The sequence below is a fragment of the Acinetobacter sp. 243_ASPC genome, assembly GCF_001054715.1.
Lineage (GTDB): Bacteria > Pseudomonadota > Gammaproteobacteria > Pseudomonadales > Moraxellaceae > Acinetobacter > Acinetobacter soli.
In genome coordinates this window covers 26,524-42,996 of sequence record NZ_JVOR01000142.1, presented here as the reverse complement: position 1 = coordinate 42,996, position 16,473 = coordinate 26,524, and the positions used below count along the sequence as shown (strand labels likewise).

Below are 16,473 nucleotides of genomic sequence, written 5' to 3'. Positions count from 1 at the left end.
CTATGCTAGTGAATTCAGCGATAATACTCAATCATTGATTTTTTATTTGCAATTACATACGCTTGCAAGGCAAGCTAAGACCTTATAAGGTTTAAAAATCAATATGTGATCAATCATTTAGATTAATTAAAACAAGGTCTTTTATTTATATGTCTCAAATTAAAATCTATGCTCTAGCAGATACAATAGATAAATATCGATCTCAATTATCAAAAGCTATACATGACGCACTTGTCGAAGCACTGCAATATCCTGTTGAGAAATGTTTCCAACGCTTTATTAAAATGCAAAAAGAAGATTTTATTTATCCCTCAGATCGAAGCGATCTATATGTCATCATTGAAATTTCGATGTTTAGCGGGCGCAATGTTGAAAGTAAAAAACAACTGATCAATAAAATTTTTAAGAACATTGAATCTGAGAGTGGAATCTCACCACAGGATATTGAAATCACTATTTTTGAGACACCACAAGAAAACTGGGGAATTCGAGGAAAAACTGCTGATGAACTGAAATTAAATTATCGAGTAAACGTCTGAACTATTTTTTAAATTAGTGTTGAATTTGCTCATTTTATTAGATTATTTATTAGACAACAAAAGTCACTAATTTATGTGAATCAAGGCGTCAATCCAGTAAAAGTTCTGTTATGCTTAAAAGCCCTACTTCTTGCATGGATGATTCGCATGAGCGTCACAATTGGTACTCCCCTTCAATCTTCTGCATTTAAAGTGTTACTGTTAGGTTCGGGAGAACTTGGTAAAGAGGTTGTGATTTCATTACAGCGTCTTGGTGTCGAAGTTCATGCGGCAGATCGTTATGATCATGCACCAGCAATGCAAGTAGCGCATTATTGTTATACGCTCAATATGGCCGATCCGGTCGAACTTAAAAAACTCATCGAAGACGTTAAACCGCATTTGATCGTGCCTGAAATTGAAGCAATTGCCACTGAAGTATTGCTTGAAATTGAGCGTAATCAAACTGCAACCGTTATTCCATCGGCAAAAGCAGTCAACCTGACTATGAACCGCGAAGGCATTCGACGCTTGGCTGCTGAAGAATTAGGTTTACCAACCTCAGCCTACCGCTTTGCCGAATCTTTAGAAAGCTTCCGGGCAGCCTGCGATGACATTGGTTATCCAAACTTTGTAAAACCTGTCATGTCGTCATCCGGTAAAGGTCAATCACGAGTTAAGAGCTTTGAAGAAGTCGATGCTGCATGGGAATATGCACAAACTGGTGGTCGGGTAAATCAGGGTAAAGTGATTGTAGAATCTCAAATTGATTTTGATTTTGAAATTACCCTACTCACCGTACGTGCCAAAAACCCTCAAACAGGCCAAATCGAAACACATTACTGTGACCCGATTGGGCATCGCCAAGACGCAGGTGATTATGTTGAAAGCTGGCAACCACAACCAATGACAGATGCGGCGCTAGCAGAATCTAAACGCATTGCAAATAAAGTCACCACAGCACTTGGCGGTTGCGGTATTTTCGGTGTTGAGCTGTTTGTCAAAGGTGATCATGTCTGGTTTAGCGAAGTATCACCACGTCCACACGATACCGGGCTAGTTACGCTTGCTTCACAATTTCAAAGCGAATTTGAATTACATGCGCGTGCCATTTTAGGGCTGCCTGTAAACACAGCGCGCCACAGCGTAGCGGCCAGTGCCGTGATTTATGCGGGAACAGATGCAAATAATTTAAGTTTTGATCAACTCAATACAGCACTGTCGCATCCAGATACGGATTTGCGCCTCTTTGGTAAACCAGAAGGCTTTAAACGTCGTCGTATGGGCGTTGCCACTGCACGCGCAGAAACGACTGACGCAGCTCGCACATTGGCACAGCAAGCAGCCGATCAGGTTCATGTTGTACTTCCTGAATAATCATTCAATTTAATATGAGTCCATTTTTATGATTATTACTTCACCGCTGCTGGATTATGTCACCAGTCATCACGATATCAAGGCAATTAATCAATGGCGTGCAGATGTCGAACAGCAGATTCAGGAGTATTATGAAAATGGACACTCCATTCGTGATGTCGTCATTGCACGATCTAATCTGATTGATGAAGCCCTGATATTTTTGTGGAAACATGCCGGACTTGATCAATCACGTTTGGGGCTTTTTGCAGTGGGTGGCTATGGCCGAAAGGAAATGCTGCCCTACTCCGATGTCGACATCATGATTTTGGCAGAAGATGAAATTGATCCAGAGCTAGAAAAACAGATCTCGACATTTATTTCATCGCTTTGGGATGTAGGAAATTTTAAACCCGGCACCAGCGTTCGTACTATTCAAAACTGCGTTGAACAGGCCACCAATGATCTGACCGTTGCAACCACGCTGATTGAAGCGCGACTTATTACCGGCAATCCAGATTTAGCTAAATGGCCCCGCCGAATTGTTTCACAAACTTGGACCGACAAAACCTTCTTCGATGCCAAAATGGCAGAGCAAGCAAAACGGCATGCCCAGCACAATAACACCGAAAGCAACCTTGAGCCTGATATTAAAAATGCACCTGGTGGCATTCGCGATATGAATCAAATTGGATGGATCGCAAAACGCCATTTCCGTGTGAATCGGATCTATGATTTGGTGCATTTAGGCTTTATTACCGAGTACGAACTCAAGATTCTTGAGGAAGCAGAAAGCTTTTTATGGGAAATCCGTCATCACTTGCACCGACTCAGCAAACGTGATGAAAACCGGCTACTGTTTGATCATCAGCGTGAAATTGCAGCCAAATTTGGATATACCCGCCTTGACGGTCAGCCAGCCAACTATGCGGTTGAACAATTTATGAAGCGGTACTACCGCACTGCCCAGCAAATTTCTACACTCAATGAAATGCTATTGGCTTATTTTAATGAATCAGTCATTACGCCTCGACTTCCCAATTACGAGCGTAAAATCGAAGAAATTAATGAAAATTTTAAGCTCGTAGACAAAAAACTTGCCGTTCAGCATCATAAAGTTTTTTCTGAGAATCCGAGTGCTATTTTAGAGCTTTTCTATTTGCTGGCCAATCGTCCAGAAATTGAAGGAATTCGTGCGCGAACCTTGCGCTTATTAATTATGGCCGCAAAGCGTATTGATCAAGAATTTCGAGACAATCCAGCGCATCAAGCCCTATTTATGGCCATTATCCGCTCGCCATACCGCCTATACGACACACTGGTCGATATGAAACGTTATGGAATTTTAGGTAATTATATTCCTGCGTTTGGTCAAATCATGGGCCTCATGCAGTACGACCTATTTCATATCTATACGGTCGATGCGCATACTTTATTGTTGATTCGTAATCTTAATCGATTCAAAGAAACTGAATTTGCACAGCACTTTCCAGTGGTAAGCTCCGTATTCCAGCGTTTGGCACGTCGTGATATTGTCTATCTGGCTGCTATTTTTCACGATATCGCCAAGGGCCGCGGCGGTGATCATAGTGAATTGGGTGCAGAAGATGCGATCGAATTTTGCCGAGCGCATGGTTTCACCGAACGTGAATGCAAACTGGTCGCATGGTTGATTCAAAACCACTTGTTAATGTCGCTCACTGCACAGAAAAAAGATATTTCAGATCCAGATGTCATCAAAGAGTTTGCTGAAAAACTCGGTGACATGGAACATCTTGACTACTTATATACACTTACCGTCGCTGATATTAATGCCACCAATCCAAAGCTTTGGAATACTTGGCGCGCCTCATTAATGCGTCAGTTATACACGTATTCACGTGATGTGATTCGTTCAGGTTTGGGCCGCCCAGTCGACTATCAAATGCTGATTGAAGACACCAAGTTTACTGCGAGTGAAATACTGGTCAATGAGTTTTCACTTGATGCAGTCGAACGGGTCTGGCAAGAGCTTGGTGATGAATACTTCCTCAAAGAGTCAGCAGATGAAATCGCGTGGCATACGCGTGCTATTTTACTTCACGGCGATAACTCCGCACCACTGGTGTTGCTTCGTGCACACCGCCAATCTGCACAAGACGCGGTACAAATCTTTATTTATACACAAGATAAACCTAACCTTTTTGCCACCACTGTGGCGGTGTTAGATCGTATGAATCTGGATGTACAAGATGCACGGATTATTACTGCCACCAAAGCATTTAGTTTAGATACTTACTTGGTCTTAGATCGTTTTGGCACCCTGCTCACCGATCCAGACCGGGAGCACACTGTAAAATCGGCTTTGGTGCAGGCACTGAGTCAATCTGACAAGTATCCTGGACTAATGCAGCGCCGTATTCCGCGTCAATTACGCCATTTTGACATTGAAAATACAGTAGATGTCACACTCAATGAAGCACTGCAACAAAATATGGTGGAAATCTCAACGCTTGACCAGCCGGGCTTATTGGCTCGTGTAGGTGGCTTGTTTATGATGCAAGGATTAGATATTCATTCAGCAAAGATTGCGACACTGGGTGAACGCGCTGAGGATATTTTCTTTGTCACCAAAAAAGATGGCCAACCGATGACTACCGATGAAGCCACTCTGTTTGCAGCGCAACTAAAATCTGCACTAGATGAGGCTTCGAGCCAAATCGCGATTCAACATTAATATTTTTACTGGTAACTGTTTCATGAACGCTAGCTTGTCTTTACTGCACCCTTACCCATTTGAAAAGCTGAATGCCCTTTTTAAGGATATTACGCCCGCAGACCTCCCTTTAATTCCATTATCGATTGGGGAGCCAAAACATCCTGCACCAGCTTTTGTAAAACAAGCAATCGTGGAACATTTTAATCATCTTTCAACCTATCCAAACAGTAAAGGTTTGCCAGAGCTACGTGACAGTATTGCAAATTGGCTACAGCGTCGTTTTAAACTAAACCAGATCAGTGCAGACTCACAGATTTTACCGGTCACAGGTACACGCGAAGGAATTTTTTCTTTTGTACAGGCGCTGATCAATCGTGACGAAGCACCTTATGTGGTCATGCCTAATCCTTTTTATCAAATTTATGAGGGTGCAGCATTACTTGCCGGCGCAAAACCGTATTTCATCAACTGTACAGCAGAAAATGACTATTTAGGTGACTTTGATGCCGTTCCTGCCGAAGTGTGGGAAAAAACAGCTTTGCTGTTTGTGTGTACACCTGGAAATCCAACAGGTGCAGTACTCTCAAAAGAGAAATTTAAAAAACTGATTGAACTGTCCGATCAGTATAATTTTGTGATTGCATCAGATGAATGCTACTCAGAACTCTGGTTTGACCAGCCACCTGTCGGCTTATTGGAAGTATGTGCCGAAATTGGGCGCGATGACTATAAAAACTGTATCGTTTTCCATTCGTTATCCAAGCGTTCAAATTTACCGGGTATGCGCTCTGGTTTTGTGGCGGGTGATGCAGCATTGCTCAAGCCTTATTTACAGTTCCGTACCTATCATGGTGCGGCAATGCCGGTTCAACATCAATTGGCTTCTATTTACGCATGGAACGATGAAGTACATGTTGAAGAAAACCGCCAGCAATATCGCGCGAAATTCGACATGTTTCAGTCAGAATTAGGCGGTTTGCTACCGCTTCAAAAGCCTGATGCGGGTTTTTATTACTGGTTGCAAGTCGATAACGATGAAGCCTTTGCCAAAATGCTGATGGAAAAAGCCCACATCAAGGTTTTGCCAGGTCGTTATCTTTCGCGTGATACTGCAACAGGTAATCCGGGTGAAAATCATGTACGTATGGCATTGGTCGCAGATCTGGCACAATGTGAACAAGTTGTGGCACGATTAAAGAAAATTTTATAATCAATCAAGCTTAAAAAAAGCCTCTCTATTGGGAGGCTTTTTTCTTAGAAATCAAAACTTGCACTGAGCATAAATGTACGTGGCAATCCGGCAACCAAATAACCATTATTGGTATTGGAACTGCTATTGATATTGTCGTACAAACCTACCGATGCCCATTGTAGCAAATTCGACTGGTACATGCCTTACGCGTTTCCACATAAGGCATGCGAGCATCTGACCAGAACAGATTACCTGAATGACTCAACATTAAAAAAGCCAAGCATTAAACTTATGCATTACCCAAAGCTTTCTCAATATCTTCTTCTAGGCTTTCTGGTTTTGTGGTTGGTGCATAACGATTCAACACCTTCCCGTCACGGCTAACAAGAAACTTAGTAAAGTTCCATTTGATATTTTCGCTGCCCAAAATCCCTTTTGCTTCACGGGTAAGATAGCGAAAAATCGCATGTGCTTCTGGACCTTTAACATCAACCTTGGCAAACATCGGGAAGCTTACGCCATAATTGCGTTGACAAAATGAGCCAATTTCCTGATTTGAACCTGGATCTTGCCCTCCAAACTGGTTGCATGGAAAACCTAAAACTTCAAAACCCTGTTCTTTGTATTTTTCATAAATTTTTTCTAAACCAGCAAATTGTGGCGTAAAACCACATTTGCTTGCAGTATTTACGATTAAAAGTACTTTGCCCTGATAATCGGCAAGTGACTTCGTCTCTCCCTCAAGTAAATCTGCTTCAAATTGATAAAGGTTGGTCATGGATAAGTTTCCTCATCATTCTTCTCGTCGGTTTTTAATTGTAATGACGCCGAATTTACGCAATATCGCAATCCTGTCGGCTGTGGTCCATCTTCAAAAACATGCCCTAAATGAGCGTCGCAGTGATGACAAACAATCTCTGTTCGAACCATTCCATGCGATAAATCGTCATGCTCCTCTATTGCGGTGGTGTTAATCGGTTTATAAAAACTTGGCCAGCCACAGCCACTATCATATTTAGTGATTGAAGAGAATAATTCTGCACCGCAGCAACGACATACATAGGTACCCGATTGCTTTGTATTCCAGTACTGACCTGTAAAAGCAGGCTCAGTGCCCTTTTGTCGCGTGATTCGGTACTCTTCTGGTGATAACTCTCTTTGCCATTCTCGTTCTGTTTTGTTGAGTTTTCCCATGATAGTTTCCCTAGCTATTTTGCTGTTTAAAATAGGATAATCTTATATTTACGTCATTCAATCTAAAATTTCTAGTGTTTCATGCACAATTTACAAAACACGTATAATTGAACCAAAAGCAAAAAGTAAGCAATATTATTTTTTAAGTAAGCAGTAGTTATGTAACCAATGCTTCATTGTAAGCAAAATACATGTTAATCTTTGTCCATTCTTGCTAAGGATAAAAAAATGTCTCAAAAAAAGAGCGTTATTTTTAAAAACCTACTGCCTGTGATTAAACAATATCAACAGCTCGGTTATACGCATGAAAAAATTGTGACTTTACTCAAAGACCAGCATGATCTTGATTTGGTTACAACTGAAACATTTAAAAGCTATTTATATCGTTATGCAAAAGTGAACCCTCCTCCTTCTGAGACCCTCAAAATGACGAACACGACCCAAACCCCACGAGAAATTAAAAAGTCTTCTAAGCTCGAGCATGTATGCTACGACATTCGTGGTCCTGTGTTACGAGCGGCCAATGAAATGGAAGAACAAGGACATAAAATTATTAAGCTCAATATTGGCAATCCTGCTCCGTTTGGATTTGAAGCACCACAAGAAATTATTAATGATGTCGCACTAAATTTACCTAATGCGATTGGTTACACCGACTCAAAAGGCATCTTCCCTGCACGTAAAGCCATTTGCCAGTATTATCAGCAAAAAGGCATCCGTGATATGCATGTCAACGATGTCTATGTCGGCAACGGCGTATCAGAACTGATTGTCATGGCTATGCAAGGCTTGCTCGACGACGGCGATGAAATGCTCGTGCCTATGCCAGACTATCCACTTTGGACCGCTGCGGTAAACCTTTCAGGAGGAACCGCCATTCACTATAAATGTGATGAAGAAAATAGCTGGTATCCTGATCTTGCCGACATGGAAAGTAAAATCACACCCAATACACGTGGTATTGTGATTATCAATCCAAACAACCCGACAGGTTCAGTTTATCCACGTCATGTTTTGGCACAAATTGTGGCATTAGCAAAAAAATATGACCTGATTTTATTTGCAGACGAAATCTACGATAAAATCGTTTACGATGGCATTGAGCATGTGTCTGTTGCTGCACTTGCTGGCGATCAGTTGTGCATTTCATTTAACGGCTTATCAAAATCTTATCGTGTTGCGGGCTATCGTTCAGGGTGGATGGCTATTACAGGCGATAAATCACGCGCGAAAGATTATATTGAAGGACTAGACATGCTGGCCTCAATGCGCTTGTGTGCCAACCATCAGGCACAATATGCCATTCAAACTGCGCTAGGGGGCTATCAATCGATTAACGACTTGATTCGCCCGAGTGGTCGTTTATACGAACAACGCAATATTGCGTGGGAAATGCTCAATGAAATTCCGGGTGTGAGTTGTGTAAAACCGGAAGGTGCCATGTATTGCTTCCCAAAACTCGATCCAAACATGTATCCCGTAGAAGACGATGAACAACTGATGCTAGACTTTCTTCGTGCAGAGAAAGTACTACTGGTTCAAGGTACCGGTTTTAACTGGCCGACTCCTGACCATTTCCGTCTGGTATTCTTGCCTGCAGAAAATGAGTTAAGAGAAGCAATTACCCGTCTATCTCGTTTTTTAGCAAATCGTCGTTAATTAAGAAAATTTAAAGCAATGTCGAAGTTCGACATTGCTTTTTTATTTTTTATACGGTTTATAAAAAAGCCATTTACGCACCAAGATAAAGCAACAACATTCCAATTTGGTGCAAAAATACTTTTTGTAGACTAAATACTTTGTTTTTTCACTTTATTTTTATCAGTACGCTCGAAATAGCATAGATAAGATTCATGTATTTCTCGTTAAAATTAATGCGTTCTTTTAATTTAATTTAAAAAATAAAATGCCAATGCTTTAATTGATCAAAATTCAAATAATAGCCGAAATGTCTGGCATAGACATTGCTATTCGATGGAAGATCAAAACACAGGATTGTCATAAATGATTAATAAGGCTATTAAATCATTCGGTTTAGGATTAACGCTTCTTGCAGCATCTGTATCACTATATGCAAAAAATAATGTAGTGGTCGTTGCAACAGGTGGAACGATAGCAGGCGCTGGCGCAAGCTCAACCAATAGCGCAACATATACAGCAGCAAAAGTCCCAGTCGATGCACTCATCAATGCAGTGCCGCAAATCAAAGATTTAGCAAATGTCACTGGTGTTCAGGCGCTACAAATTGCTTCTGAAAGCATTACCGATAAAGAACTACTCTCCCTTGCTCGCCAAGTGAATGATCTTGTCAAAAAGCCATCTGTAAACGGTATCGTCATTACGCATGGTACGGACACGCTAGAAGAAACTGCATTCTTTTTGAATTTAGTCATTCATACAGACAAGCCGATTGTACTGGTTGGCTCAATGCGTCCATCTACAGCACTTTCTGCTGATGGTCCGCTCAATCTTTATAGCGCAGTTGCTCTAGCTTCATCTGATGAAGCAAAAAACAAAGGCGTTTTAGTCATGATGAATGATTCGATCTTTGCTGCACGTGATGTAACCAAAGCAATCAACATTCATACCAATGCTTTTGGCAGCCAATGGGGTGCTTTGGGTACACTGGTTGAAGGTAAGCCTTACTGGTTTAGAAGTTCTGTTAAGCGCCATACTAATGCTTCAGAATTTAATATCGAAAATATTAAAGGCGACCAGTTACCTTTGGTTCAAATCGTATATGGTTCTGACTCAATGATTCCAGATGCTTACCTTGCCTATGCCAAGGCTGGTGTAAAAGGAATTGTAAATGCGGGTACAGGTAATGGCTCTGTAGGTAACTATATTGTGCCAACATTAAAGCAATTGCATGATGAGCAAGGCATTCAAGTGGTACGTTCATCACGTGTACCGCAAGGCTTTGTACTACGTAATGCTGAACAACCAGACGACAAATACGGCTGGGTGGTTGCACATGACTTAAATCCACAAAAAGCACGTCTGCTAACTGCACTTGCACTGACCAAAACCAATGACGCAAAAGAAATTCAGCGTATGTTCTGGCAATACTAAGCGCAATTAGCCTCAAAAAAACCGATGTCTATACATCGGTTTTTTTATTTTATAATCTGATTTGTCTTTACGAAGATGTTTTAATGCCAAAATATTAGACAACTGTCTCAGACAGAGCGTGTTAGAATATTTGGCGGTCGTGTTAAGGATAGGTTTATGCAGTTTGTTCATCTTGGTATTCATTCAGAATTTTCGATTACTGAATCGATTGTTCGCATACCTGATCTCATCAAAGCTGCTGTCAAAGACAATATGCCTGCTTTGGCGCTCACAGACTTATCTAACTTACATGCGGCCGTGAAGTTTTACACCTCGTGTTTAAGTAAAGGCATCAAACCGATCTTAGGTAGTGTGGTTCGGCTCAATGAGCCCGACCAACGAGTTACCTTGCTCGCCATGACCAATGAAGGCTGGAAAGGCTTAACCGAAATTGTGTCACGTGGTCATATCGAAGGCCAGCAACTCAGCATTCCTTGTGTTCAAAAAGAATGGATCTTGGAACAACATCACGACATTATTGTATTGCTCGGACAAAACAGCGATGTTGGCAAAATGTTGTGTTCGTCCAATCCACAAAAAGCAGAGCCGCTGCTTGAAGCCTGGCAAGAAAAATTTGGCAATCGTGTTTATTTGGCTTTAACTCGCACTGATCGTCCGGGTGAAGAAGATTATATTGGTGAAGCGGTTAAATTGGCGGCCAAGTATCATGTTGGTGTCGTCGCGCATAATGATATTCATTTTATTGAGCGTGATGATTTTGATGCACACGAAGCACGCGTCTGTATTGCAGATGGTTACGTACTTGCTGATAACCGCAGACCCCGAATTTACAGCCCCGAGCAATATTTTAAAACCACCGCCGACATGGTGGAACTCTTTTCAGATATCCCAAGTGCACTTGAAAATACTTATTACATTGCGCAGCGCTGTAATGTTTCGCTACAGCTTGGAACTTACTTCCTTCCAGATTATCCAATTCCAGATGGTTTTACCATCGACACCTATTTTGAGCATTTGTCTAAAGTAGGTCTTGAAGAGCGCCTTAATCATTTGTATCCCGTAGAGATGCGCGATGAAGACTGGCCTGAAATTCGTAAACCTTACGATGAACGTATTGAGTATGAAGTGGGCATTATCCTTAAAATGGGATTTCCGGGTTACTTCCTTATCGTGATGGACTTTATTCAATGGGCCAAAAGTAATGGTGTTCCGGTTGGCCCGGGCCGTGGTTCTGGTGCAGGCTCATTGGTGGCGTATAGTTTAAAAATTACCGATCTGGATCCACTTCGTTACGATTTGCTCTTCGAGCGTTTCTTGAACCCAGAACGAGTTTCAATGCCCGACTTTGACGTCGACTTTTGTATTGCAGGGCGAGACCGAGTAATTGATTACGTCTCTCGCACCTATGGACGAGAAGCAGTATCGCAAATTGCGACATTCGGTACGATGGCGGCCAAAGGCGCGATTCGAGATGTTGCGCGCGTACTGGGTAAATCGTACGGTTTGGCCGATCGTATTTCAAAAATGGTGCCTACCAAACCGCTCGGGGTGGATCTGGCGACGGCCATCGACATGGAGCCACAACTCAAAGACATCGTCACCAACCCGTCCAATCCGGACTATGACGATGCCAGTGAAATTTGGGAAATGGCACTCAAGCTTGAAGGTATCACGCGCAATACAGGTAAACACGCCGGTGGTGTGGTGATTGCACCCGGAAAAATTACCGATTACTCGGCAGTCCTATGCGATGCCGATGGTACAAACCGCGTTGCACAATACGATAAAGATGACGTTGAGGCAGCCGGTCTGGTCAAATTCGACTTTTTGGGCTTGCGAAACCTGACCGTAATTGAAGATGCGGTGCAAAATATCAATAAGCGCATCCAGTTTGAGACACCGCTTGAAATTGCCAATGTGCCTTTAGACGATAAAGATGCCTACTTAGTGTTCGCCAACGCCAATACGACTGCGGTGTTTCAGTTTGAATCCGTCGGCATGAAAAAAATGCTGAAGGAAGCGCGACCGAGTAAATTTGAAGAAATTATTGCCTTCGTATCGCTTTACCGTCCGGGCCCGATGGATCTGATTCCCGACTTTATTCACCGGATGCACGGCGGTGAATTTGAGTATTTGCATCCATTACTTGAAAGTGTGCTCGAACCGACCTATGGCATTATGGTGTATCAGGAACAGGTAATGCAGGCTGCACAGTTTTGTGCGGGATACACGCTCGGTGGCGCAGATTTGCTCCGCCGCGCCATGGGTAAAAAGAAACCTGAAGAAATGGTCAAGCAGCGTAAAATCTTCATTGAAGGTGCTGCACAAAAAGATATTGATGAAGCCACAGCCAACCATATTTTTGACTATATGGAAAAGTTTGCAGGCTATGGCTTTAACAAATCGCATGCTGCTGCCTATGCCTTGGTGGCCTATCATACCGCTTGGTTAAAAGCGCATTATCCTGCCGAATTTATGGCGGCGGTTTTGTCGTCGGAAATGCAAAATACCGACAGTATCGTATTTTTGATTGATGACTGTCGTAATAACGCACTTGAAGTCATGCCACCTTCTGTAAATATGTCGCTGTATCATTTTCATGCCAGTGATGAACGCACCATTGTGTATGGTTTAGGTGCCATTAAAGGTGTGGGCGAACAAGCAATGCAATCGGTGATTGACTCACGTATTAAGCAAGGTCCATATACCGACTTATTCGATTTTTGCCACCGCATCGATTTGAAAAAAATTAATAAGCGTACACTTGAAGCGCTGATTCGTGCCGGTGCTCTCGACTGTCTTCAAATTGAACGATCAACGCTCATGGCACAGTTGCCTGAGGCTGTTCAGGCCGCGGAGCAAGCACGCCAAAACCGTGAAACTGGTATTATGGATTTGTTTGGTGAAGTTGAAGAAGTTCAGCGCAAACCTGCCAAACCTGTTAAACCGTGGTCAGACGAAGTTCGCTTAAAAGGTGAAAAAGACACTTTGGGCTTGTATCTGACCGGTCACCCGATTGATGTTTATCGTACCGAATTAAAATCGTTTATTCCAGCTAAACTAAATGAACTGACACCTACGCGTCGTGGAGTCACTACGGTCTTTGCTGGACTGGTACTCGACGTTGCCAACTTCCCGAACCGCATTGTTGTTACGCTCGATGACGGAACTGCGCGAGTTGAAGTCAGTTGTAACCATGAACGTTTTCAACGCTTCAAAGAGATTGTCGCAATTGAGCAAGTGGTGGTGATTGAAGGCGAAATTTACGAACGCGAAGGCTTCGACCGCCCGATGGCACGCTTGACCAAAGCATTTAGTCTGAATGAAATTCGTCAAAAACGTGCCAATCATATTCGCATCCAGCCAACAGACGACTTGATGACCCCTGCTTTAGCGCGCGATCTGCAACAGATTCTTTTGCCTTATTGTAATATTGATATGTGCCAGCATATTCCTGTCATCATGTGTATCGATCAGCCTTACGCAAGTGCAGAAGTGCAGCTTGGGCAAAACTGGAAGGTTGCGCCACTAGACGAACTACTGGTGAAACTGCGCGATTATTTTGGTAAAGAAGCGATTTACATTGAATATCAGGTGAAGTCAAAAGCAGCCAAAGCGGCAGAGCCAGTAAAAGCGAATATTGCCCCACCGCAAGATCTGTCGATGGATGAAGCAATGGATCTGTATCACGCAGAAGTCTCTCAATACTCTTAAATTTGAATCGGATACTTTATGAATAATGCTGACAATGCGTTGGTGAATCAATCATTGGCGCATGTACGAATTGTGATGGTCAATACCACGCTTCCAGCCAATATTGGAAGTGCGTTACGTGCAATGAAAACCATGGGACTGTCAAAACTGGTATTGGTTGCACCCAAAACCTATCCACATCCCGATATCGATGCCCTTGCCGCAGGTGCACAAGATCTGATCGAGCAAATTCAGATTGTGGATACGCTTGAAGATGCCATTCGAGATTGTCATATTGTATTTGGAACCAGTGCGCGTAGCAGAACCATTCCTTGGCCACTGCTCGATGTACGCCCGGCTGCTGAATTATCGATAGATGCCGTGGTGAATAAACAACAGCAAGTTGCGATTGTATTTGGTCGTGAAGATCGCGGTCTGACCAATGAAGAGCTGGCATTGGCAAATTATCACCTCACGATTCCGGTCAATACCGACTATGGCGTGTTAAACGTAGCGCAAGCCATTCAAGTGGTGTGCTATGAAATGCGAATGGCCGCACTCGAACGAGTCACCACATCATCCCCTGAAACGACAAATGCGCAAATGCAGGTTGCAGAAGGTGTCGCAATGGACTGGGATGAGCCACTGGTCACTCATCAGCAAATGGAAGAATTTTATCCTCATTTTGAAAAAATGCTGGTCGACATCGAATTTTTAGATCCACAAAATCCGCGTTTGCTTCCACTTCGTATGCGCCGTTTGTTTGGTCGTATTCAACTCGACCGAATGGAGTATCATTTGTTACGTGGTGTATTTAGCCGCGTGCAAGCACTCAGTCAGGGCAAATGGAAAAAAACACAACAGGATGAGGATCAGCCCCATGTTTAAACAGCTTAAAGAAGACATTCAAGCCGTATTTGCGCGTGATCCGGCAGCACGAAATACCTTGGAAGTTTTGACGACTTATCCGGGTATTCATGCACTGATCATGCATCGGGTTGCACATGAGCTCTGGAAAAAAGACTTGAAAGGCTCTGCGCGTGCGCTGTCTTCTCTGAGCCGATTTGCGACAGGAATTGAGATTCATCCTGGTGCCAAAATTGGTCGTCGCTTTTTTATCGACCATGGCATGGGTGTTGTGATTGGTGAAACTGCCGAAATTGGCGATGATGTCACGCTGTATCATGGCGTAACGCTTGGCGGTACAACTTGGAATAAAGGCAAGCGTCACCCGACGCTTGAAGATGGTGTAGTGGTCGGTGCCGGCGCAAAAATTTTAGGGCCATTGATCATTGGTAAAGGCGCGAAAATTGGTTCAAATGCTGTTGTGACCAAGCCTGTTCCTGCGGGTGTGACTGCTGTAGGCAGTGCAGCGCGATTTATTCAAAAAGATCTGGATAAAAATGCCGAAGAAATGCGCCGTGAAAGCTATGCGCAAAGTATTGGATTTGAACCTTATGCAGCCACTCGCGACCAGACCGATCCTTTACTCGAAGGTATGAAAGTACTGCTTGACCGTATTCAGCAAAATGAAGTGCGTATGAATACTTTATGCAAGCGATTGACTGCACTTGATCCGACGTTTAAAAAACAAAACTATGATCAGCATCCATTTAGCGATGAAGAGCTTAAAATTATTGAAGAAGTCCGACGTGAATGTGAAGCACAGCATAAGATGAGCGATGCTTGACCATTTAGTTTAATACTGTAACACGGCACTCATTGCATGTTTGCTCAGGTTTTCTTAGACTGGCTGCACAACGATCTTTTATTCATACAACAATTTTACGGATGACTCTATGATGTTTAAGCCTTTGGCATACACCATGTTAGCAGCTTCAGTTTTAACCGCATGTAGCCCTCTTCCTGTCAAAGAAAATAAGCAAAGCACACAACCTTACGTGTTCACCGAGCCGGATATTTCGCCGCCATTTTATTCATTAAATCCATTTAACTACGATGCACCTCCTGCATTTGAAGTTGCACTTAAAGAAGCAGCAGCTCAACCTGTAACAAAAATGGTGGTAAAACGTTCGGATGATCCGACACAAACGATCGTGCTCGATGTCAATAAACTGATTGTTCCAACAATTAAAAATAATACGCGTAGCATGAAATATGCCGCATTGGCTGGTGAAAATGAACTGGATGTCACCGAAATTGATGACTTTATCCAGCTTGTTGAAGGTAAAGCTCGCCATTATCCACCACGTTTTACCGATCGTCAGGAGCGTCGTGGTTATGAAAGCAAGTTAAAGCAGGTTTCAGCGCAACTTGATACTTTGGCAGCCAATCCAGATGCTTCATTTGATGTTTTGATTCGTGCATTTAAAGCCAGTGTGCTTGGCCGTAACCTCGATTTAGGTTCTGCTTATACCACCAAATCACTGACTTATGCTCAACGTTTACTCAAAATGAATCCAAATGATCCAGAAGCCAATTTCTGGTTTGGTTTTGGTTTATCTGAAGGTGGTGGTCAACGTGAAGCAATGCCATATTTGGAAAAAGCCATGAAAGGCGGCGTACAGGAAGCGTATTTGGTCAGTGCAAATAACTATATTGCAATGGAGCAAAAGAAAAATGCAGTCCAAACGCTCAAAAATTACAAAATCAAATATCCAGACGAAGCTGAGGTTGCAGATCGTTTAGTTACAGAGATCGAAAAGCAAGGTCGCTGGAATGTGTGGCAAGTCATGACCAACCCGGCAGTTGCACCGAAGTAACACTTCACTCTTGTATATAAAAATAGG

At 42.8% G+C, this 16,473-nt stretch carries 13 protein-coding genes; 10 read left to right on the top strand and 3 right to left on the bottom strand.

Features of this window, described 5'->3' with window-relative positions:
* Positions 1–149: 149 nt before the first annotated feature.
* The 4 genes from ADA42_RS17685 to dapC all read left to right on the top strand — a co-directional run bounded on the left by ADA42_RS17685 (position 150) and on the right by dapC (position 5,782).
* On the top strand, positions 150–539 hold the full coding sequence (locus ADA42_RS17685; protein WP_048766573.1) for a tautomerase family protein: 390 nt from the start codon (positions 150–152) through the stop codon (positions 537–539).
* A gap of 138 nt (positions 540–677) precedes the next feature.
* Positions 678–1,895, top strand: coding sequence for a formate-dependent phosphoribosylglycinamide formyltransferase (purT, locus tag ADA42_RS17680; protein WP_152682196.1), 1,218 nt, complete (start codon positions 678–680; stop codon positions 1,893–1,895).
* 28 nt (positions 1,896–1,923) lie between these two features.
* Positions 1,924–4,590: a [protein-PII] uridylyltransferase gene (glnD, locus tag ADA42_RS17675; protein ID WP_025095944.1), complete on the top strand. Its 2,667-nt coding sequence runs from the start codon at positions 1,924–1,926 to the stop codon at positions 4,588–4,590.
* A gap of 22 nt (positions 4,591–4,612) precedes the next feature.
* Positions 4,613–5,782 (top strand): succinyldiaminopimelate transaminase, encoded by a 1,170-nt coding sequence (gene dapC, locus ADA42_RS17670; RefSeq protein WP_048766570.1) that lies wholly within the window; start codon positions 4,613–4,615, stop codon positions 5,780–5,782.
* Between the two features lie 44 nt (positions 5,783–5,826).
* Here the strand turns inward: dapC and ADA42_RS18630 are convergent, their stop codons facing one another.
* The 3 genes from ADA42_RS18630 to msrB form a co-directional block, all read right to left on the bottom strand.
* Positions 5,827–5,964 carry a hypothetical protein gene (locus ADA42_RS18630; protein WP_155857823.1) on the bottom strand — a complete coding sequence of 46 codons (138 nt, stop codon included), beginning with the start codon at positions 5,962–5,964 and terminating at the stop codon, positions 5,827–5,829.
* Positions 5,965–6,053: 89 nt separating this feature from the next.
* Positions 6,054–6,542 (bottom strand): glutathione peroxidase, encoded by a 489-nt coding sequence (locus tag ADA42_RS17665; RefSeq protein WP_004946797.1) that lies wholly within the window; start codon positions 6,540–6,542, stop codon positions 6,054–6,056.
* Positions 6,539–6,958 carry a peptide-methionine (R)-S-oxide reductase MsrB gene (gene msrB, locus ADA42_RS17660; RefSeq protein WP_004937058.1) on the bottom strand — a complete coding sequence of 140 codons (420 nt, stop codon included), beginning with the start codon at positions 6,956–6,958 and terminating at the stop codon, positions 6,539–6,541. Before msrB ends, ADA42_RS17665 begins: the two co-directional genes overlap by 4 nt.
* A gap of 228 nt (positions 6,959–7,186) precedes the next feature.
* Between msrB and ADA42_RS17655 the strand changes: the two genes are divergently transcribed.
* The 6 genes from ADA42_RS17655 (at position 7,187) to ADA42_RS17630 (ending at position 16,446) form a co-directional block, all read left to right on the top strand.
* Positions 7,187–8,617 (top strand): pyridoxal phosphate-dependent aminotransferase, encoded by a 1,431-nt coding sequence (locus ADA42_RS17655; protein ID WP_004937057.1) that lies wholly within the window; start codon positions 7,187–7,189, stop codon positions 8,615–8,617.
* A 345-nt stretch (positions 8,618–8,962) separates the two neighbouring features.
* Positions 8,963–10,030 carry an asparaginase gene (locus tag ADA42_RS17650; RefSeq protein ID WP_004937056.1) on the top strand — a complete coding sequence of 356 codons (1,068 nt, stop codon included), beginning with the start codon at positions 8,963–8,965 and terminating at the stop codon, positions 10,028–10,030.
* Between the two features lie 156 nt (positions 10,031–10,186).
* Complete coding sequence (gene dnaE / locus ADA42_RS17645) at positions 10,187–13,744, top strand: DNA polymerase III subunit alpha (protein WP_048766568.1); 3,558 nt, start codon at positions 10,187–10,189, stop codon at positions 13,742–13,744.
* 18 nt (positions 13,745–13,762) lie between these two features.
* Positions 13,763–14,611: an RNA methyltransferase gene (locus tag ADA42_RS17640; RefSeq protein WP_025095939.1), complete on the top strand. Its 849-nt coding sequence runs from the start codon at positions 13,763–13,765 to the stop codon at positions 14,609–14,611.
* The gene (gene cysE / locus ADA42_RS17635) at positions 14,604–15,413 is read left to right on the top strand and encodes a serine O-acetyltransferase (RefSeq protein WP_004937050.1); all 810 of its coding nucleotides are present in this window, start codon (positions 14,604–14,606) and stop codon (positions 15,411–15,413) included. Before ADA42_RS17640 ends, cysE begins: the two co-directional genes overlap by 8 nt.
* Positions 15,414–15,522: 109 nt before the next feature.
* Entirely contained in the window at positions 15,523–16,446 is a 924-nt protein-coding gene (locus tag ADA42_RS17630; protein WP_048766566.1) for an ABUW_2363 family tetratricopeptide repeat lipoprotein, read from the top strand.
* Positions 16,447–16,473: the final 27 nt, after the last annotated feature.